This is a genomic window from Halobacillus sp. AWM4_238 (genome assembly GCF_056158265.1).
In genome coordinates, this window is sequence record NZ_JBSWSY010000002.1 from 307,965 (window position 1) to 326,981 (window position 19,017).

General features: G+C 44.6%; 21 protein-coding genes. 14 read left to right on the forward strand and 7 right to left on the reverse strand.

The genetic code is table 11. The features are described from left to right. From ACXACN_RS01620 to ACXACN_RS01650, 7 genes are all read left to right on the forward strand, one after another. A complete protein-coding gene (locus ACXACN_RS01620) occupies positions 1-444 on the forward strand; it encodes a GNAT family N-acetyltransferase (RefSeq protein ID WP_474961782.1) in 444 nt (147 codons plus the stop codon). Continuing rightward, positions 441-1,133, forward strand: coding sequence for an HAD family hydrolase (locus ACXACN_RS01625; RefSeq protein WP_474961783.1), 693 nt, complete (start codon positions 441-443; stop codon positions 1,131-1,133). Before ACXACN_RS01620 ends, ACXACN_RS01625 begins: the two co-directional genes overlap by 4 nt. Further along, on the forward strand, positions 1,118-1,504 hold the full coding sequence (locus tag ACXACN_RS01630; protein WP_474961785.1) for a VOC family protein: 387 nt from the start codon (positions 1,118-1,120) through the stop codon (positions 1,502-1,504). Before ACXACN_RS01625 ends, ACXACN_RS01630 begins: the two co-directional genes overlap by 16 nt. Positions 1,505-1,560: 56 nt before the next feature. Then, positions 1,561-2,088, forward strand: a complete 528-nt coding sequence (locus ACXACN_RS01635) for a GNAT family N-acetyltransferase (RefSeq protein WP_474961786.1) — start codon at positions 1,561-1,563, stop codon at positions 2,086-2,088. Positions 2,089-2,462: 374 nt separating this feature from the next. Continuing rightward, positions 2,463-2,744 carry a YhdT family protein gene (locus tag ACXACN_RS01640; RefSeq protein ID WP_474961787.1) on the forward strand — a complete coding sequence of 94 codons (282 nt, stop codon included), beginning with the start codon at positions 2,463-2,465 and terminating at the stop codon, positions 2,742-2,744. Beyond that, positions 2,741-4,207 carry a sodium/pantothenate symporter gene (gene panF / locus ACXACN_RS01645; protein ID WP_474961789.1) on the forward strand — a complete coding sequence of 489 codons (1,467 nt, stop codon included), beginning with the start codon at positions 2,741-2,743 and terminating at the stop codon, positions 4,205-4,207. The genes ACXACN_RS01640 and panF overlap by 4 nt, the downstream gene beginning before the upstream one ends. 131 nt (positions 4,208-4,338) lie before the next feature. Beyond that, complete coding sequence (locus ACXACN_RS01650) at positions 4,339-4,905, forward strand: histidine phosphatase family protein (protein ID WP_474961790.1); 567 nt, start codon at positions 4,339-4,341, stop codon at positions 4,903-4,905. A gap of 190 nt (positions 4,906-5,095) precedes the next feature. Here the strand turns inward: ACXACN_RS01650 and ACXACN_RS01655 are convergent, their stop codons facing one another. From ACXACN_RS01655 to ACXACN_RS01670, 4 genes are read right to left on the reverse strand one after another with little or no spacing between them, the layout of a single operon-like run. Beyond that, positions 5,096-6,565 carry a sodium:solute symporter family protein gene (locus tag ACXACN_RS01655; RefSeq protein ID WP_474961791.1) on the reverse strand — a complete coding sequence of 490 codons (1,470 nt, stop codon included), beginning with the start codon at positions 6,563-6,565 and terminating at the stop codon, positions 5,096-5,098. Further along, positions 6,566-6,787 carry a DUF3311 domain-containing protein gene (locus ACXACN_RS01660; protein WP_474961793.1) on the reverse strand — a complete coding sequence of 74 codons (222 nt, stop codon included), beginning with the start codon at positions 6,785-6,787 and terminating at the stop codon, positions 6,566-6,568. Further along, the gene (locus ACXACN_RS01665; protein ID WP_474961794.1) at positions 6,784-8,394 is read right to left on the reverse strand and encodes an amidohydrolase; all 1,611 of its coding nucleotides are present in this window, start codon (positions 8,392-8,394) and stop codon (positions 6,784-6,786) included. Before ACXACN_RS01665 ends, ACXACN_RS01660 begins: the two co-directional genes overlap by 4 nt. A gap of 15 nt (positions 8,395-8,409) precedes the next feature. Further along, a complete protein-coding gene (locus ACXACN_RS01670; RefSeq protein WP_474961796.1) occupies positions 8,410-9,645 on the reverse strand; it encodes a hydantoinase/carbamoylase family amidase in 1,236 nt (411 codons plus the stop codon). A 209-nt stretch (positions 9,646-9,854) separates the two neighbouring features. On the opposite strand from ACXACN_RS01670, the gene ACXACN_RS01675 reads away from it, so the two are divergent. After that, positions 9,855-10,817: an aminoglycoside phosphotransferase family protein gene (locus ACXACN_RS01675; protein WP_474961797.1), complete on the forward strand. Its 963-nt coding sequence runs from the start codon at positions 9,855-9,857 to the stop codon at positions 10,815-10,817. Between the two features lie 118 nt (positions 10,818-10,935). Further along, the gene (locus ACXACN_RS01680) at positions 10,936-11,160 is read left to right on the forward strand and encodes a hypothetical protein (protein WP_160915121.1); all 225 of its coding nucleotides are present in this window, start codon (positions 10,936-10,938) and stop codon (positions 11,158-11,160) included. A gap of 51 nt (positions 11,161-11,211) precedes the next feature. Here the strand turns inward: ACXACN_RS01680 and ACXACN_RS01685 are convergent, their stop codons facing one another. After that, on the reverse strand, positions 11,212-11,397 hold the full coding sequence (locus ACXACN_RS01685) for a YjzC family protein (protein WP_474961798.1): 186 nt from the start codon (positions 11,395-11,397) through the stop codon (positions 11,212-11,214). A gap of 300 nt (positions 11,398-11,697) precedes the next feature. On the opposite strand from ACXACN_RS01685, the gene ACXACN_RS01690 reads away from it, so the two are divergent. The 3 genes from ACXACN_RS01690 (at position 11,698) to ACXACN_RS01700 (ending at position 14,890) form a co-directional block, all read left to right on the forward strand. Then, positions 11,698-12,324: an FMN-dependent NADH-azoreductase gene (locus tag ACXACN_RS01690; protein ID WP_474961800.1), complete on the forward strand. Its 627-nt coding sequence runs from the start codon at positions 11,698-11,700 to the stop codon at positions 12,322-12,324. A gap of 184 nt (positions 12,325-12,508) precedes the next feature. Then, positions 12,509-13,483, forward strand: coding sequence for a cation diffusion facilitator family transporter (locus ACXACN_RS01695; protein WP_474961801.1), 975 nt, complete (start codon positions 12,509-12,511; stop codon positions 13,481-13,483). Positions 13,484-13,579: 96 nt separating this feature from the next. Then, positions 13,580-14,890 (forward strand): Glu/Leu/Phe/Val family dehydrogenase, encoded by a 1,311-nt coding sequence (locus ACXACN_RS01700; protein WP_474961802.1) that lies wholly within the window; start codon positions 13,580-13,582, stop codon positions 14,888-14,890. A 39-nt stretch (positions 14,891-14,929) separates the two neighbouring features. Here ACXACN_RS01700 and ACXACN_RS01705 read toward each other — a convergent pair whose 3' ends face one another. Continuing rightward, a complete protein-coding gene (locus tag ACXACN_RS01705; RefSeq protein WP_474961804.1) occupies positions 14,930-16,363 on the reverse strand; it encodes an aldehyde dehydrogenase family protein in 1,434 nt (477 codons plus the stop codon). Positions 16,364-16,372: 9 nt separating this feature from the next. Beyond that, positions 16,373-18,007 carry an acetolactate synthase large subunit gene (locus ACXACN_RS01710; RefSeq protein ID WP_474961805.1) on the reverse strand — a complete coding sequence of 545 codons (1,635 nt, stop codon included), beginning with the start codon at positions 18,005-18,007 and terminating at the stop codon, positions 16,373-16,375. A 137-nt stretch (positions 18,008-18,144) separates the two neighbouring features. Here ACXACN_RS01710 and ACXACN_RS01715 point away from each other — a divergent pair, with 137 nt between their 5' ends. Together ACXACN_RS01715 and ACXACN_RS01720 are read left to right on the forward strand one after the other, a co-directional pair. Continuing rightward, a complete protein-coding gene (locus tag ACXACN_RS01715) occupies positions 18,145-18,576 on the forward strand; it encodes a hypothetical protein (RefSeq protein WP_474961806.1) in 432 nt (143 codons plus the stop codon). Continuing rightward, positions 18,573-18,920 (forward strand): hypothetical protein, encoded by a 348-nt coding sequence (locus ACXACN_RS01720; RefSeq protein WP_474961808.1) that lies wholly within the window; start codon positions 18,573-18,575, stop codon positions 18,918-18,920. Before ACXACN_RS01715 ends, ACXACN_RS01720 begins: the two co-directional genes overlap by 4 nt. The last annotated feature ends 97 nt before the right edge of the window (positions 18,921-19,017 follow it).

Below are 19,017 nucleotides of genomic sequence, written 5' to 3' on the forward strand. Positions count from 1 at the left end.
ATGTATCAATATTTCCACGGCTTGACGATCCGTGAAGGGACGAGTCATGTGCCTGCCAATCGAGTGAAAAAGCTGTTTGAAGAGGCCGGATGGTCAAAAGGTGGACCAGAGTGGCAAGAGGAAAAATACACCCTCATCTTTGAAAACTCGACATGGGCCTTTACCGCCTGGGACCGAGAAGAAATGATAGGAATGGTCCGGGTCGTTTCTGATCAAATCATGATGGCGACAATGATGGACTTGGTCGTGTCTGAACCTTATCGTGGAAAGGGCCTCGCTCACAAGCTGATTTCTTTGTGTATGGAAAAACTGCCGCATGGGGATTGGTTTGCACATACCTCAGAAGAGAATTTTTCTTTCTATGAATCTTGTGGGTTTAACATAGAGGAAAACTGTTCCTTTTATGGCTATCGTAAAGCGAAAGAAGAGGGGCATCGACTATGATCAAAGCCGTCATTTTTGACTTGGACCGTACGCTTTTGGACCGGGATGCTAGTGTCATGCGATTTGTTAGCAATCAATACGATCGATACCGGAAATTTCTCGGGATTGTTTCAAGAGAAGACTTCATTTCAACTTTCATAAAATTGGATCAGCAGGGCTATGTTCCTAAGGATGTCGTGTATCGACAACTGATGGAAGAACTAGACTTGGATAAGGAAATAGTGGGAGAGCTTTATCACGATTACAACGATTCTTTCAAGCATCATTGTCAACCTTTCCCAGGCCTTCATGAAGTGTTACTCCAGTTAAGGGCAAGCAAATTTCGTTTAGGAATGATCACCAATGGAAGAGGACGTTTCCAAATGGATAATATTCAGACTCTTAGGATACACTCCTTTTTCGAAACGATTCTAATCTCAGAGGTGGAAGGTGTGAAAAAGCCGGACCCGGTCATTTTTCAACGCGCGATGAACAGAATGAATCTGCCTCCTGAAGCTTGTGTGTATGTCGGAGATCATCTGGAAAAAGACGTCCAGGCAGCTGAAAATATAGGGATGACAGCCGTTTGGAAGAAGGGTCGAACAGAAGATAAACCACAAGCACGTCATTCCATCTCTCAATTGAGTGAACTTTTACCACTTATACAAAAGTTAAATCATAAGGAGGAACGACAATGTTATTTGAAGTGACCAATCAAATCCGTGTCCCCGATCTTGTGGAAGGGCAGCAATGGTATGAAACCCTGCTCGGGAAGAAGCCTGATTTTATCCCTCATGAAGGGTTTGTCGAGTGGGAGATCATCCCCGGTTTCTGTCTGCAGTTGGCAGAAGGAACACCATCAAAAAATAGTGGTCCGTTACGCATCGGGGTCACAGACCTTGAAGCCACAAGGGAAATCCTTGTAGAAACATTACGCATTGACCCATTTGAAATTCATGCGCGTGAAGAGGTCCCTGTCAAGTGGGGGACGTTTGAAGACCCTTGGGGCAATGGAGTAGGTTTTTATGAGTATCATGATAAAAAGGAAGAGGAAGAACGATTGAATCTGCTATACAAATAATGAACGGGGCCGCCTTGTTGGGCCCCTTCTTTCGTGTGGGGAGGATTGGGGAGATCATGGACATCATCCAAATGAATAAGGAAGATCTGGATGACCGCATGCTGGATTCTTTTGATCGCTATCAAAAGACGGATCACGTATGGAAATTTCACTCAGGAGCTTTTCAAAAAGAGAGTGACCATTTTGAAGAGGATTGGACACAAGAAAATAAACAAGTGATTATCCAACACTTTCGATTTGTACTGGATCACGGAGGGGCTGTAGTCGTGTGCAGAAAGGAAAAGGAAGTTCACGGGTTTGCTGTCGTTGAAGGCACGACCTTCGGTGAGAAATTCATGTATCGAGAATTATCATATATACATGTGACCCGTAACCTTCGGGGGAGTGGACTGGGTAGAATGCTTTTTCGGGAAGCTGGTGCAGTTGCTAGAGCATTGGGAGCTGAAAAGCTGTACATAGGAGCCCACCCTTCGGTTGAAACGCAGAAATTCTATCAAAAGATGGGATGTGTACCTGCACGGGAAGTGAATCCAACGATTTTTTCACGTGAACCCAGGGACATTCAACTGGAATTTGTTTTATAAGAGAACCCATACGCTGCAGTGGTGTATGGGTTTGATTTTTTACTGAAAGCATGATCCTTGATGAGATCAATGAAACGTTGTATTCTATCTATTTGATCACGCAATCATAAACCTACTAACTTCCCATGAAGCTTAATGATGAAGAGAGGTTCATTGGGGGAGGGTTAGAATTACAGGGAAAGGATTCTTATCAATTCCCCCGGTTGTTTATTTGTAAGGGGGCCTTTTATAGAAAAGGATGGTACCTTGTTATGTAAAAAAAGGTTGCAGACAGACGAGCGATTTTTAGATAAGCTTGGATGAGGAGAAAACTAGCGAACGAAAATACTAAATACAGAAAAAGTAGAGATACGGTTGGTCAAGGGGGAATACAAATGAATCGACAGGAGAAGCGGATGGATGATCCGCGTTATAAAATCGCCAACAAAGAGGCGTTGATCGGAGTCGCGCTGGTCATGGTGAACTTCATTCTTTGGTATGGTTTCGCTTATGGCCTGGGGTCAGGCCCGGTTGAGGATTATCATTACATCCTCGGTTTTCCAGCTTGGTTTTTCTATAGCTGTATCGCCGTGACGGTCTTTATCATTGTACTCGTCATTCTTGCGGTCAAGTTTTTATTCCAGGAAGTACCGTTGGATGAGGAGGAAGACAAATGAATTGGGGCGTTGTCATACCGCTGTTATTCTTTTTAGTCATCATATTTTTTATTGGATTTTATGCTTCAAAACATATAAAGTCGAGTGCGGATTTTTTACAGGAATACTTTTTGGGAAGCCGTCAACTTGGGGGCTTCATTTTGGCGATGACAATGGTCGCCACCTATGGAAGTGCGAGTAGCTTTGTCGGCGGACCGGGGGTCGCTTATACGGTCGGACTCGGCTGGGTTCTGCTTTCCATGACCCAGCTGGCCACGGGCTATTTTGTGCTCTCGGTACTTGGGAAAAAGTTTGCCATCATGGCAAGGAAGATTCGAGCTGTCACGCTTATCGATTTTTTAAGGGAACGTTATCAAAGCAAATGGGTGGTCATCCTTTCAGCTTCGAGTATCATCATTTTCTTATTTTCTGCGATGGCCGCTCAGTGGGTCGGAGGCGCGCGCCTGATTGAATCCTTTACAGGGCTTTCCTACACATCAGCTCTGTTCATCTTTGCGGTTTCGGTGCTTGTGTATGTCATCATCGGTGGATTCCGTGCCGTAGCGATCACGGATACGGTTCAGGGTACCATTATGTTTTTCGGTACCATGATTATCCTGATCGGAACCATCATTGCCGGGGGAGGTGTTGGGAACATCATCTCCGATCTCGCTTCTGAAAATCCGAATTTGATTTCCCCATACGGAGCAGATCGTTCTCTTACACCGGTGTATGTATCGTCCTTCTGGATCCTCGTCGGTGTCGGGGTCGTTGGTCTTCCGCAAGTCGCTGTTCGGGCCATGAGCTATAAAAGTTCACGTGGCATGCACCGTGCTTTAATGATTGGTACGGTCGTCGTTGGAGTAATTATGCTCGGTATGCACTTGACGGGTGTATTCGCAAGGCCGGTCCTGCCTGGAATTGAAGTCGGAGATACAGTGATGCCAAGAATCGCGATGGAAGTTCTGCCAGCTTGGCTTGCTGGCATTGTCCTTGCAGCCCCGATGGCTGCGATCATGTCGACCGTGGATTCCTTATTACTGCTTGTTAGTTCAGCAGTGGTGAAAGATGTGTATATGAACTATGTGAATCCAAAAGCTAGTGCGCAGAAGGTCAAACGATTAAGTATTGTTGTCACCGCTATAATCGGACTCTTAGTATTTGCTATGGCGATTCAGCCCCCGGATTTGCTGATTTGGTTGAATCTATTTGCATTCGGTGGCCTCGAAGCAGCTTTTATATGGCCTGTGATTATGGGGTTATATTGGAAAAAAGGCAATGCCAGCGGAGCCATTGCTTCTATTTTGACCGGGGTAGGGAGCTATATTCTGTTTCATAGCTTTATGCCGCAGGCTCTCGGGATGCATACAGTGGTATTGCCTGTGCTTTTGAGTTTACTTGCATACATTTTGTTTAGCTTGTTGACGGTGAAACGACACGCAGAGATTCAGGAGCATGTTTACCATAAACTGTGGAGTGCTTAAATAAGAAAAAGGGTGGAGGATGCTCCATCCTTTTTTTGTTAGGAATGGCCTAAGGGTAGTGTTACGATATGGATAAAATATTGCTTGGGAAATAACAATCCGGTTTGAACTATAGATGAAGGAGGAGAAAGATGGAGCTTGTATTTATACGTCACGGGGAAGGAAAACATACAGCCACTCCCCATGGATTACATACCCCTCACCCAACTTTGACAACGCTTGGAGAACGTCAGGCAGACAAATTACAAGAAACGTGGCCCTTGTCTTCAGACGACCTACTCCTTGTCAGCCCGACAGTAAGAACTTTACAAACGGCTGAACGTTGGAGCAAAGGTGTCGCGTGCAAGAAGGTGGCATCTCCTTCAGTTGGTCCACGCATGTTTCCACAAAAGACGGAGTGGAGAACTTTGCCGTGCGACAGGATATTGAGTGAGGACCGGGTGTCTGCTGACTTTCCGAACTTCCAATTATTTGGTGAGCGATGGACTGGGGAGGGAATTAATCAGATTCCCAATGATAGATTCGAGGGCGTTGCTTCTGAAATGATTTACTGGTGTAAGCAGCAAGGGAAAGACCGGGTTTTTGTAGTCACACATGATGGTACAATGACGGCGTACAGGCAATGGATCGAAGGGAAATCCTTGACTCGTGAAGACTTTCCGAAAGAGACGGGATGGGTAAGGGTGAAAGTAAAATGAATCAGCCATTTAATGTGGGTATGAAACATAAGCATGAGGTGGAGGGGGATCGTTATGGTGCGGAAGGAAAGATTCCTTTCTAATGGGATACACCCTCTTAGTGACTTTCTTTCTCTTATTATTGTTTGCTTTCATCGTCACCTTGTTTCAATAAAAAAGCTCAGAGTTTTATACTCTGAGCTTTTTTTATTTACGAGCCAACTTTTCTATATTCTTCAGCCATGGGCATCTCTTTTCCTTGTGTAAAGGCACTAATGAGAACGACAAGTCCTACGTTCACAATCAAGCCAAGGATACCCGGGTTGATATCCATAGGAGGAGAGTCTGCTACAAGCTGGAAATAGTAGTTGACGACAGTTCCCGAAATTAACCCTGTAATGACAGCGGGAGCGGTAATAGTTCTCGAATACAGTGCACCATAGACGCCTGGGGCGAATTGTACAATTGACCCGTAAGCTCCTAAGAGAAGGGCGATTAATCCCTGACCACCAAAGACGGTAATGAAGTAAGCAAGACCGCCGATTACAAAGACGCCGATTCTCATAATTAATAGTGTCGCTTTGGAAGAAAGGTCTCTTTTAACATTACGGATTAAGCCGTCTGTGAACTCAAGAGAGGCACTGTGAGTGATGGCATCTGCGGTACTCATGGCTGCAGCAAGGGCACCTGCTCCGACAAGTCCATACACCCAGCCCGGCAACGTGAGCACGGTCGTAATAAGATAAGGCAATATTTCATCTGGTGAGCCAATCTGATCGGATTGGATGACGTTGACTGCAGAGAAGCCGACAAACAGGAGTGGAATTAGGAATAGGGCGAACATTGGATAGACGAGCACGGTTTTTTTGATGGTACGCGCTTTCGTAGCGTACGATTTTGAAAACAAGTGCGGCCACATGAGAAACCCGATGGTTGATACAAGGATCGTCGTGGTGTAGGCCATCGTGGACATTGTCGAACCTTCCGCACCGATTTGTAAAAAGCCTGGGTTGTCCTGCGTTAAATTACGGAACATGTTCGGGACGCTGTCATGGAGTTGATTGACAATCGTGAGTCCTACGGTCCAGGAAATAACAATCATCAATATTCCTTGGAAAACATCAGACCAGGCAGCTGCACGGAGTCCGCCCGTAGCAACGTAAACGACGACAATTCCATAAGAGAGCAAAGCACCAAGCCAAAAAGGAATTCTGCCTTCGGTCATGATGTTGAAAATATAAGCCATCCCTTTCATTTGTGTGGCCAAGTATTGAATGGAAGCCAATAAAGCAACGATTCCGATGATCATGGCGATTACACGGCTGGAGTAGCGCAGTTGTAAAAATCCTGCGACCGTGTAGATGTTGTGCTTGCGACCGATGGCACCGATCTTCGGGCCAATGATATACCAAGGTAATATAGCGAAGGCCGTGTAGGTAATGATGTACAAGGCGGGTGCTCCTCGAGAAAAGGCCCATCCTGGTGCTCCAAGGAAGGAGAAGGCACTGAAAACAGCTCCCCCCATGAGAAACCACATGACGAACAGACCGAGGTTCCCTTTCGCTGTCGTGAATTCCTCTAGTGAACTTTTGTCCTGGTTACGGCCGGCTAAAACCCCGATAAATAAAGCGACGACGAGGTAGCCGATCATCATGATCATTGCAATTTGCCATTGTGCCATTTAGTGGACCTCCTTTTCGTCTTTGTCCGGATCAATTTTGTACAGGAATAATACGATGATGAATGTGACGATGATCCAAAAAATAACCCAGAATACGGAGAAAGGTAAACCGATAATGAATGGAGTCTCCCTATTGGCGAAAGAAAATAACGGGAAGACGAGGAGTGAAAAAGGGATGATTAAAGATAGGCAGTAAATTTTAATGAACGTTTGCTTGGTCAATGAGCATTCTCCTTTTGTTTTTCATAAACGATGTCTCCATGGAGTATCGTCATTTCTACTTTTATTTCCTTCAATTGATGGGAAGGACAACTTGTAATCGGTTGATCGAGTATGACCAAATCTGCGTACATACCTGGGGCTAGGGTTCCTTTCAAATGTTCCTCCCCACTAGCATAAGCGCCTGCCCATGTATAAGCTCGAATCGCTTCTTGAACCGAGATGGTTTGATGAGTACCGACGGGTTGGCCGTTTTTACTCATTCGATTGACGGCTGCGTGTATTCCAAGAAGAGGGTTGACCGATGTAATCGGACTATCTGAACCGATAGCAAAAGGAATGTCCTGGTCCAGGTAGCTTCTCAATGGGAAAAAGTGGTCGACTCTTTCACCGTAATCTTTGATATAACCGTCTCCAAATTCGTAAAGAAAAGCGGGGTTCGGTATAGGGACAGATTGAGTTGCTTTGATCCTTTCCACAAGGTCAGGGGGAGTGATGCCGGCATGCTCAAGTCTGTGACGGTGGTCGATACTTGTTCTGTGATTGAGCGCTCGCTCAATTGTGGTCAACAGCATATGTACGGCTTCATCCCCCATAGCATGAGCGGTGATCTGCCACCCTTGGTTATGGGCTGAGAGGAGATGTTGGTTCAGCTCGTTTTGATCCATATATAAAATGCCTGAGTCCTGGTGATTACTCGTATATGGATCACGGGTTTTGCATGTAGGACCACTGCTGCTTCCATCAATGAATACTTTCGCAGGACCGACTTTAAATGAATCATCTCCCAGTCCAGTCATAATACCGCTCTCCACTCCTGCCTTGACGACGGAAGGAGAATCATAGAGGGAACCATACATAACATAAAGACGCTGTCTGATCTTTCCTTCTTGAACGGCTTTTTGTAGATAACGGATGTGTTTGGTTCCGTATCCCCCAGCATCATGGACACTTGTGATTCCGTTTTGCAAAAAGTGGTCGGATGCCACATGAAGTCCCAGCATCACTTCTGCTTCTGAATAATCGGCCAGCAGGAACATCTCCATATGTGCAGCTTCCAATAATAAACCGGTAAGCTCTTCTCCTTCTCTCTGATAAGTTCCTCCAGGAGGGTTGGGTGTTTCGGGTGTCAAGTCTGCTATTTCCATCGCTTTGCTATTGACACATGAATTATGTCCACATGTACGAACGACAATAATCGGATGGGAGGTGGACACTTTGTCCAAATCCCATTTGGTCAGATGCCGATCCTCTATCAGATTGTTCTGATTATACCCCCAGCCGCGGATCCATTGTTCAGGAGGTGTTTCTTCTGCACGCGTATGAAGTTTTTCTATGATGGCATCTATGGAATCTTCATGCTTAAGGTTCACTCCGAGCTGGTTCGTCCCGTACAACTCGAGGTGAGCATGGGCATCATTGAACCCGGGAAGCAAACTTCTTCCATGTAAATCTCTGATTACTGTTTGAGAATCGCACTGTTCCATGATTTCGGATGTCGATCCAACTTGAAGGATGCGATTCCCTTTTACCGCAAGGGCTTCAAAAACAGTACCTGACTGATCGGCGGTTATGACTTCTCCGTTGATGAAAACTTTGGTTGCTTTCATTTTTTCTCCTTTCATTTAGGACTTGGCGATTTTTAGAGCTGTATGGTAAAGAAGCTCCACACCTTTCTGCATGTCCTCCATTTCTGCAAATTCCAACGGGTTGTGGCTGATTCCTTTTTCACACCGAACGAAGATCATGCCGTAATCACTGATATAGGACATGAATAAAGCATCGTGAAAAGGGCCGCTCATCAGCGTTGGCGAATCATAACCAAGTTGATCGTCTTCTTCCTTCATGATGTTTTTAATCCATTCAGCGCAATAACGTGGATCACTGCGAGTGTCTTCACTGATGGAGAATTCGAGATTGAGAGTATGGCTTGTACGCTCTATGATTTCATAGAGTTTCTTCTCAAGTTTCGTGCGGGCATCCAAGTCTATATCACGCAGGTCAATCGTGAACTCGACTTTTTCAGGGATGATGTTACGGGAGTTCGGAAAAGTCAGGACGCTGCCGACTGTACCAACCGTGTTCGGCGTGCCTTCATTGCGGACGAGTTCATTAAACTCTTTGGTAATGATCGAGGCTCCTAGGAACGCATCCTGTCTCAAATTCATCGGAACGGAACCTGCGTGACCAGCGAATCCTTCAAGCGTGACCGTCAGCCAGATCGGACCTGAGATGGCAGAAACGATTCCGACAGGTTTGTTTTGCGATTCGAGCACAGGGCCTTGCTCGATATGAAGCTCAAGAAAAGCTTCAATGTCGCCAGGTTGGTAGACAGGGCTTTGACTCAAATCCGGTTCAACGCCGAATTCCCGTAGTGCTTCCAGGCGGGTAATCCCGTTTTTGTCTTTCCGTTCCAATTCACCTTCTTCTAGTTGGCCGATGATTCCACGAACGCCGAAGACGCCTTTATTGAATCTGGAACCTTCTTCATCGGCAAAGCAAACGACTTCAATGGTGCGGTTCGGGGTGACGCCTTCATCTTTCATGGTATGTACAACTTCAATGGCGCCAAGAGCACCCAATGTTCCATCAAACCGTCCGCCATAGGGCTGAGAGTCGATATGGGAACCTAACATGAGAATTGGCTTGTCTTTTTCTTTACCTTCGATACGACCAACCAAATTCCCGAATCCATCGATATGTGTATTCAGACCTGATTCTTCCATCCAAATACGAACGACATCAACAGCTTCTCTGTCTTCCTTTGAATGAGCGAGTCGACAAACACCGGTTTCTCCGATCTTGCCGATCTTTGCTAAAGTTTCGATGTGTTCTTGAAATCTTTTTTGATTGATCTTCAAGTTGGATCTCCTCCTTGTTTTCACTAACTATACCAAGTTCATAATTGTCTGACAATTGACAAAGTGTTAAATGATTTTGGTGAAGAAAGGGAAATGAGGGGAGATTTTGTACACGTTGTCGGAGGTAAGGATACTTTCTTTCGTTTATAGTGTGTACCAGAAGGAAGGGGGAAGAGCAATAAAGAAAGACTAAATAAGGAGGAAGGGTTATGAATGATAAAAGAGCTGAGAGTCGTTTACTAGAATGGGCACAAAAAACAGATCTTGAATTGGAATTAGAAAATATAAATATTCAATACATATGGAATCCTGGTGGTTTTGTTAATCAGTCCTATCAAATTACTGATGGGAAAAAACGCATGCATGTAAAGTTCGCCAAGCAGGACCATCAACCTGGATTACAGCAATGGGCGCGCGTTCACGAATATTTGACGAAAAATTATCATGCACCAGTGTTGCTTATGGAAATTCATGAAGAGGTCATTCCAGACCACCCGTATGGACTTGTGTTTGAGTTTTTTGAAGGGGAAACATGGGAGCAGCAGGCTTGGTCTGAGGAAATCCTATCAAAGGTTAATCAGCTCCATGGAGATTCGAATCTTAAATGTGTGCTCGGGATGGGAGAAAAGAGTTGTGCAGATGCATTTATTGAAACCTATATCCATCGATTTCGGGAAGATATGAAAATCATCGAAGGCGACAGAGAGCGACTTCCTTTTGTACAAAAAGCAACTTTTGAATGGTTTCACGAAGTAACCGATCAATTGGAGAGAGAAGTTCAACATTCCATGTCTTTTCAATGTCCAGCAGAAGATATTGTTCATCATGACCTAAATCAACAAAATATTTTAGTGAATAAGGAAACGTTTTGTATTATTGATTGGGATGATCTCGCCATCGGAGATGCTGCAGCAGATTATTCGTCGATCTTGTGGCTTGTAGTTAATACGAATGAATGGCCGGTGTGGGAAAAGAGAGTGAGATCTCTTGCAGGAAATGAAGTGGTTGAGAGGATGGAACTCTATTTTAAGGCGAAATTATTAGATGATGTGATTGATGTTCTTGCTGATTATGTAGAAGCTGAAGAATTCCCAGACGTGAAAGAACGAACCCAAAGAAGAGCGAAAGCCACTCATCTTAGGGCGCTGAATTTATATCGATCATGGTATTAAGTGTCTCTTCATGGAAGGTGGGTCTATTTTAGGGATCGTAGAATAGAAATAACGGGCATGTTTGTCTCTCTTTTTACATATCCTACTAGTAATAGAGGATCATTTAGGGAGTGACAAAATGGGTTTCACATATGGAAAAGATGAACTGATTGGTGATTTGCAGCAAGTGTTTGCCAGACACAATGTCCAATCCATCCGAGTCAAAGAGCCCGGCACGTTGTTCCGTGTGGAGTCAGATGGTTCACTTACAATCGGGATCGGAGCGACAATAACTTCGTTTGAACGTCAGCCTGATGAAAAACAAGCGCCGACATTAAAGGTGATTAATGGTAAGAAAAAATGACGAAAAGTCCTGGGCAGGGGGATGTCCAGGACTTTTCTATGTGTTGAGTGCTTATGCTTTTTTCCAGTAAGCTGCTTCTTTACTGGAACGTAGAGGTGGGAACGTATCGCCATTGCTCAATTCAATATGTTTCTCATCCTCAGTCACATCGTCGTTTTTACGACCATCCACTAAACCATCAAATTCGTAAGTACCTGCTTCTGGTGCTTGTTCACCTGTCTTGTAACGATCAGCCATTTAGAAATACATCCTCTCGAATTTGTTTTAGTTGTGCGCACATAAGCTATATATCCTCATCATCCAAAGTGGAAACCTCTTTTTGTAAAAATGTTACATTTGAACGATCTTCTCTCTTTCTTAAAACATGTGGTTTGACAACTAGAAAATAAGTGAATAACATATACATTGTTCAATAGTTTGTGTAGCAACATCTTTAATTAGAGATATAAAGAAACTCAAGATCTCGAACATCTAGGGGGAGTCATGGTATTTATGTTGCTATAACAACTAATTAATGTAAATATGGAGGTTCGCACGATGACAAAAGTACTTTTCGTAAAAGCAAATTCCAGACCGATGGAGCAATCTGTGAGTGTAAAACTCTACCATACGTTTTTGGATAACTATAAAAAGGTCCATCCGGATCATGAAATCGAAGAACTTGACTTGTTTGAGGAGAACCTGGATTACTACGACAATGACAAAATCAATGGTATGTTCAAACTTTCCAGAGGGATAGAGCTTACTCAAGGGGAAAGGGAAGCAACTCATACGGTAACGGCCTACTTAGATCAATTTCTGGCAGCAGACAAAGTCGTGTTTGCCTTCCCGCTGTGGAACTTCACGATACCAGCTGTTCTTCACACGTACTTTGACTACTTGGCTCAGGCCGGGCAGACGTTCCGCTATACAGAGGAAGGACCTGTCGGGTTGCTTCCTGATAAAAAGGTAGCGATCTTGAATGCCCGCGGAGGCGTGTACTCTGAAGGACCAGCAAAATCTGCAGAAATGGCCGTTAATTACGTGGAAAATATTCTGCAATTCTGGGGAGTCGAAGATATTACCACACTCGTCGTTGAAGGCCATAACCAGTTCCCTGATCGAGCGGAAAAAATCATCGAGAACGGATTAGAAAAAGCAGCATCAGCTGCCGTCTCATTCTAACCAACTATAAAGCAGGATTTCAGGCATCCCAAAAAGGGGTGCCTTTTTTGTGTTGTATTAATTGGAAGATAATGTATGACCTGGTACGGAAGAATATGTAAGACCTGGTCAGACATTTTATGGAATGAATTTCGCCCTTTTTTGGGAAACTATGGGGAGAGGCTGGGGCGGAAAGGGGTCTGGGATGAGAGAGTTACTCGTTTTGTTGAAGAAAGGAAACAAGCCGGCGTTGTGGGCGAGCATCATCAACGCCACAATTGCACTGATCAAAGGCGTGGCTTACTTCATTACTGGAAATGTGGCGATGTTTGCTGAAATGATGCACAGCATCGGTGACATGGCGAACCAATTCTTCGTGTTTATCGGTTCGGCACTTAGCAAGAAAGCACCCACCGATAAATTTCCGAATGGATTTGCCCGGCTTGTGAACCTCGTATTGCTTGGTGCTGTTATTATCGTTGGCATATTAGCTTATGAAACGATCAAAGAAGGGATCCATCACATTCTTCATCCACCAGAAGCAGGTTCCTGGCTTTGGCTGAACTTAACGGTCCTTGGTATTGCTGCCATTCTTGAAACCTTTGTCTTGTATAAAGCCATGAAACAAGTTGTCAAAGATATAGGGCAGGAGAATATCAAAGGCATGGAGGTTGTTAAAGTAAGTCTCGCTAATCTTGGTGGAGCAAAACCGGCGACAAAGCTGGTCTTCCTCGAGGACATGGTAGCGACCGCTGGTGCACTTATTGCGATGATCTCCATTTTAATTGCGACCTATACCCCTTTTCACACAGCAGAAGGATATGCTTCTGTCATCATCGGAGTGATGCTGTTTTATGTTGTCGGCCGTATTTTCTTAGATAATGCCGCAGGAGTCCTAGGGGTAGCGGATGAAGAAATGGAAAAGAAAATTGGAGAATTTGTTTTTGAGCACCCTGAAGTTCGTGACATTAAAAAACTCATGGTGATGAAAGAAGGAGAAGAGCTGCACGTGGAGTTGAAGCTTGAGTTTGATCCCGAAATGTCTATTGAGGACATCGACCACGTGCTACATGAAATTGAGAAAAAGATCTTTAATGAGCGTGGCGTCACAGAAGTCATCATTGAGGCAGACAAAGATGATGATCAACTTTCCTGGAATCCAGGTAAGAATGATGTGTGATTAATTGGGAATTATTGTATGACCTGGTCTGGAAGAAAGTGTATGACCTGGTGCAGGAAAGGTGTAGAAAATTTTGGAGATGAATGAGGTGGGAGTATGGGTAAGGAAAAGTACGACAAAGTAGAGTCGGATATTATGACGCATGGCCATAATCCTTATGAGATTGTGAAAGGGTTGTTGAAGGAATCGATAGAAACGCTAGGACTTCATGAGAACATCTATCACCTCTTGAAGAAACCAATGCGCGTGTTTGAAGTTTCCATTCCTGTAAGGATGGATGATGGACGGATTGAAAACTTCACAGGGTACCGGTCTCAGCATATGGACATCTTGGGTCCAACCAAAGGTGGGATTCGCTTTCATCCGGATGTCAATTTAGATGAGGTCAAAGCCCTTTCCATTTGGATGTCTTTGAAGTCTGCGATTATTGACCTTCCTTTGGGTGGAGGAAAAGGTGGGGTCATCGTTGATCCCGATCAATTATCTGAGAGTGAATTGGAGAGCTTGAGCCGGAACTACATCAAGAAAATCACTCCAATCATCGGTCCTCAGAAAGATATTCCGGCTCCTGACGTTAATACGAATCCGAAAGTTATGGGCTGGATGGTTGATGAGTTTGATCAGCTTCGTGGCTACAACATCCCTGGAATGCTGACAGGAAAACCAGTTGTATTAGGCGGCTCGCTAGGGCGTCTTCAAGCGACAGGGCGTGGGGTCGTATTTACGATCCGGGAAGCTTGTAAAGTACTCGGAATTGAGATGACAGAAGCGACCGCGGCTATTCAAGGGTTTGGGAACGTAGGGAGCATGACAGCAAAATTCCTGCATGAATTAGGTGTGAAAATCGTGGCGGTCACAGACGCTAAAGGTGGCATTTATAAAGAAGGCGGCTTAGATATTCCGGATTTGCTCGCTTTCACAAACAAGGGAGAGAATTATGCTTCTTCCTATGAAAAAGCAGAACCGATCACGAACGAGAAGATGTTCAGCCTTCCTGTTGATATTCTCATTCCGGCTGCTGTTGAAAATCAGGTGACCGAAGAAACCGCACCGACAATCCAAGCGAAAATCCTTGCTGAAGCAGCCAATGGACCGACCACTCCTGCAGGCGATCAAATTCTTGAGGAAAAAGGAATCTTCGTCATCCCTGACATTCTCTGCAATGCAGGTGGAGTGACGGTTTCATACTTCGAATGGGTCCAGAACAATATGAATTACTATTGGAAGGTCGATGAGATCAATAAACAGTTAGAAGAGAAAATGCTTTCTGGCTTTGAGAAGGTCATCCAAATGAAAGAAGAAAAAGGTTGTCGGATGCGTGATGCGGCGTATATGGTGGGTATCAATCATTTAGTGAAAGCGATGGATGCTCGTGGTTGGATTGGAGAAACCGAACGCGGATCATAAAAGAAAAGCTGCTGCCCTTATTGTGGACAGCAGCTTTTTTTAGCCGTTCAGCCTTATACCATAAAACTTCAATTCGGTCATATCTTCAAGCGCATACTGAACACCTTCACGGCCAATGCCGCTCTTTTTCACACCCCCATACGGATGGTTGTCTTGACGATAGGTTGACATTTCATTGATCCAAACACCACCCATTTCCAGTTGGTCAGCGACACGAAAGGCACGGTCGATGTCTCTTGTAAAAATACCAGCCTGCAGTCCATAAATGGAGTCATTCGAATGATGGACGACCTGATTTTCTGATGAAAAAGGAATGACAGAAACAATAGGAGCAAATACTTCTTCTGCAATGATTTTCATGTCACTTTTGACATTGGTCATGATTGTCGGCTTTAATAGCGTCCCATCCCTTTCACCACCGGTTTCGATCTTGGCGCCGTTTTCCACAGCATCATCGATCCACATTTTTGCTCGCTTTGCCTCATCTTCATTTATCATCGGTCCAAACTCCGTATCCTCACTCATCGGATCACCGATTTTCAATGTTTCTGTTTCTTGGATAAAGGCTTTTAAAAAGCGGTCGTAAATATTTTGGTGGACATAGATTCGCTGGGCTGAGATACAGACTTGGCCTGAAAAAGCAAAGGCTCCTTTAACTAAACTGGATACCGCGTAGTCCAAGTCGGCATCTTCAAACAGAATATTTGGACTGTTGGAACCAAGTTCTAGTGTCACTTTTTTAAATCCAGCATTCTCACGGATTGTCCGTCCGACAGGGAGGCTTCCTGTAAACGTGACTTTGTGAATTTTATCGTGTTTCACTAGAGGGTCCCCGATTTCTTTCCCTGTTCCGAGCAGGAAGTTAAGGGCGCCTTTCGGGAGTCCGGACTCAAGAAGAAGCTGAACCAGCTTGTAGGCGGAGACTGGTGTTTTCTCCGCAGGTTTCAATACAATCGTGTTGCCAGCTGCGATGGCAGGTGCCACTTTATGCAAGGTTAGGTTTAACGGAAAATTGAACGGTGTAATGGCTGCTACTACACCGAGCGGGACGCGTTTCGTGAACCCAATCCGGTTTTCTCCGCCGATCGCTGCATCCATCGGAATGACTTTTCCTTCAATATGTTTGGCTTCTTCTGCCGAGAAACGTAGAACTTGAACGGATCGCTCCACTTCCCCCCGGCTGAACTGTAAAGGTTTGCCTGCTTCTTTCGTAATGGCTTCAGCGAATTCATCTTTCCGTTCCTCTAAAAGTTTGGATGCTTTTAACAGAACGTCTGCCCGGTCATGGGCCGGCATTTTCTTCATTTCTTGATGAAACGTATCGTAACTAATATCGATGGCTCGGTTCAAATCCTCTTCCTTAGCTAAGGCCAGCTCAACAACGATTTCCTCGTTGTACGGATTGTTAACCGTCATCGTTTCCCGGCTGTCTTCACGGTATTCTTCGCCGTTGATAATAGAGCCGATTCTCATGTGTTCACCTCATTCGCATGTGATATCTTTAAGTTTTTCCGTGAGCTTCATGTTCTCGCTGTAATCCACAGGGCAGTCGATCAACACAGGCTTATTCATGGAAATTGCCTGGTCCAGCGCTTTTTGGAGGTCTGCCACCTGGTCAATACGTAAAGCTTCAAGGCCAAAAGATTGGGCTAGCTTAATAAAGTCCGGATTGCCAAATTCAATGTAGGAGGGGCGATCAAACTTTTTCATCTGATGCCATTCAATTAAACCGTATCCATCATCTCTCCAAAGTAAAATGATGATCGGTACATTCAGTCTTACCGCCGTTTCGAGCTCTGCTCCTGTCATAAGGAAAGAGCCGTCCCCACAAACAGCAACAACGTTTCGATCTGGTGCGGCCATTTTCGCTGCAATCGCACCCGGAACGGCCACACCCATGGATGCGAGTCCATTGGAGATGAGACAGGTGTTTGGCTGGGAAGTATGATACATGCGTGCCATCCACATTTTGTGAGCCCCGACATCTGAAATCACGATATCCTCATCGCCCATCGCTTTCCTTAAGTCTGCGATGATCTTTTGCGGTTTTAGTGGAAAGCCTTCATCTTGTTGGTATTGTTCAAATTCATCCAGCACATTTTGCCGTATCGTTGTGGCCCAGTCCAGATCTCTTTCTGTTGATGAAACCGCGTCTGTTAATTGCTTTAAATTTTCTTTAATATTCCCGACGACATTTAGGGCTACTGGGTAATAGGCGTCAATCTCGGCCTCTTCTGTATCGATATGCAGAATGGGTGTTTTACCAGTCGGGTTCCAATTTTGAGGTGGGGTTTCAGCCATGTCGAATCCGATGGGGATGATCAGGTCGGATTGTTGGAAGCCACAGGTAATATGATCTTTCCCACTTAATCCTGCTGTGAGAAGGCTAAGTTCGTGCTTCCAGGATAACGCCCCTTTTCCCATAAATGAGTGAACGACAGGGATCTTCGCTTTTTCTGCTAAAGTTTGAAGTTCTTCGGTTGCCTGTTCTCGAGTAATTCCGTTTCCAGCTAAAATAAGCGGTTTTTCCGCCTTTGAAATGAGATGAACGGCTTCCCGAATAACTTTTTCATCCGCTTGTGGAAGCGAATGGCCTGTGATTGGAAGGGGAGCAGCCGATACTTCCATGCTCGCTACATCTTCAGGCAGGTCAATATGTGTCGCACCCGGTTTTTCCTGCATCGCCAGCTGGTATGCTTTTCTAACGACTTCAGGGACGATCTCACCTGTTTTGATTTGCGCATTCCATTTCGTTACCGGTGCAAAAATGTCTACGAGATCATAGTATTGGTGGGAGATTTTGTGCTGGCGGTTCAATCCCGCCTGACCTGTAATCGCAATCAAGGGGCAATGGTCCATGTTCGCATTCGCCACACCCGTCAACAGGTTGGTCGCGCCAGGTCCAAGCGTAGCCAGACAGACACCAGGCTTCCCAGTAAGCCTTCCATAGGTTCCGGCCATAAAAGCAGCACTCGTTTCGTGGCGGGTCGTAATGAATTCGATGGGGGAGTCCAGCAAAGCATCCATAAGGTCAATGTTCTCTTCACCAGGCACTCCGAAAATGTATTCGACGCCTTCATTTTCTAAGCATTGGATCAATAGTTGAGCAACGTTCATTTCTTTTCCTCCTTGTCTTTCTTATTTTGCGTTATCACCAGAGAAGTTATGAGAAAAAGATTGGAGAATGATTCCATTGGTCTCTCTGTTGGTCCAGCGATAAAATGAGAGGAGAGATTTTCACAAGGGGGAAAAGTGTGAAGAAATGGATCCATCACTTAAGACAAAACGAAAAACACCTACTCGTGATGGTGTTTTTATCTATATCGATGGTGGTTTTTGGAGCCGTTCTTACAGGGGTTGATGTTGAAGTTGGTAAAGCGGTGATCATTATCTCCATTGGTTTGATGGTTTATCTGCTCTGGTTTTTAGGAGTGGATCCCATATGGAAGGGATTCGGTATGTTGGGACTTGCATTTGGAATGACCTTTGTATTTTCCAAAGGCATGGCTATCATTCCAACCACCATATACGCAGAGTTGCTGTCGGCAGACACAGTCAAAGGTGTCACCATAGAAGGTGTCTTCTTTTTTGTAATGATCAAGCTGATTGGCAAATGGGCAGGCATTGAACCTTACTATGAAAAGCTTGGAAAAAAGAAAAAAGAGAAAGAATACGGGGCGCAATGAAAAAGACTCTTTCTGCACGTGCTCTATTATTCATTTTTTCAATCATCTTAATTATGTTTGCTTTAATCAATCATCAATGGGGATGGGATCAGAGGATCGGATATTTTTGTTTATTTACTGGTTTCACATTGGTCACCTACCTGGAATACTTTTCATACGAATCCATCGTACCCGGGGTCATATATGCAATATGGACTGTCTTGATGACGTGGGGAGTGTATGAACTTCTCATGAACGTTTTCCTTACTGAATTCGGAAGTTATATCCGTATCGGCTTTGCGCTATTCGTTCATCATTGGTTAGCAAAAGGAATAAAAGTAGTCATAAATAAAAAAAGAGGTTGAAAGAAGACGTCGAACACAGTCATAGTGGTCGACGTCTTTCATTATTTCTATCCCTTTTTAGATTTGTCACGTCTCGTTTGACAAAGCTGCATTTAGA

Excerpts from the sequence above, each read along its gene's own strand:
- ACXACN_RS01675 (WP_474961797.1), top strand. The coding sequence starts at position 9,855 with ATGAATGATAAAAGAGCTGAGAGTCGTTTACTAGAATGGGCACAAAAA.
- ACXACN_RS01640 (WP_474961787.1), top strand. The coding sequence starts at position 2,463 with ATGAATCGACAGGAGAAGCGGATGGATGATCCGCGTTATAAAATCGCC.
- ACXACN_RS01680 (WP_160915121.1), top strand. The coding sequence starts at position 10,936 with ATGGGTTTCACATATGGAAAAGATGAACTGATTGGTGATTTGCAGCAA.
- ACXACN_RS01655 (WP_474961791.1), bottom strand. The coding sequence starts at position 6,565 with ATGGCACAATGGCAAATTGCAATGATCATGATGATCGGCTACCTCGTC.
- ACXACN_RS01695 (WP_474961801.1), top strand. The coding sequence starts at position 12,509 with ATGAGAGAGTTACTCGTTTTGTTGAAGAAAGGAAACAAGCCGGCGTTG.
- ACXACN_RS01665 (WP_474961794.1), bottom strand. The coding sequence starts at position 8,394 with ATGAAAGCAACCAAAGTTTTCATCAACGGAGAAGTCATAACCGCCGAT.
- ACXACN_RS01625 (WP_474961783.1), top strand. The coding sequence starts at position 441 with ATGATCAAAGCCGTCATTTTTGACTTGGACCGTACGCTTTTGGACCGG.
- ACXACN_RS01620 (WP_474961782.1), top strand. The coding sequence starts at position 1 with ATGTATCAATATTTCCACGGCTTGACGATCCGTGAAGGGACGAGTCAT.
- ACXACN_RS01690 (WP_474961800.1), top strand. The coding sequence starts at position 11,698 with ATGACAAAAGTACTTTTCGTAAAAGCAAATTCCAGACCGATGGAGCAA.
- ACXACN_RS01685 (WP_474961798.1), bottom strand. The coding sequence starts at position 11,397 with ATGGCTGATCGTTACAAGACAGGTGAACAAGCACCAGAAGCAGGTACT.
- panF (WP_474961789.1), top strand. The coding sequence starts at position 2,741 with ATGAATTGGGGCGTTGTCATACCGCTGTTATTCTTTTTAGTCATCATA.
- ACXACN_RS01635 (WP_474961786.1), top strand. The coding sequence starts at position 1,561 with ATGGACATCATCCAAATGAATAAGGAAGATCTGGATGACCGCATGCTG.
- ACXACN_RS01710 (WP_474961805.1), bottom strand. The coding sequence starts at position 18,007 with ATGAACGTTGCTCAACTATTGATCCAATGCTTAGAAAATGAAGGCGTC.
- ACXACN_RS01705 (WP_474961804.1), bottom strand. The coding sequence starts at position 16,363 with ATGAGAATCGGCTCTATTATCAACGGCGAAGAATACCGTGAAGACAGC.
- ACXACN_RS01650 (WP_474961790.1), top strand. The coding sequence starts at position 4,339 with ATGGAGCTTGTATTTATACGTCACGGGGAAGGAAAACATACAGCCACT.
- ACXACN_RS01700 (WP_474961802.1), top strand. The coding sequence starts at position 13,580 with ATGGGTAAGGAAAAGTACGACAAAGTAGAGTCGGATATTATGACGCAT.
- ACXACN_RS01630 (WP_474961785.1), top strand. The coding sequence starts at position 1,118 with ATGTTATTTGAAGTGACCAATCAAATCCGTGTCCCCGATCTTGTGGAA.
- ACXACN_RS01720 (WP_474961808.1), top strand. The coding sequence starts at position 18,573 with ATGAAAAAGACTCTTTCTGCACGTGCTCTATTATTCATTTTTTCAATC.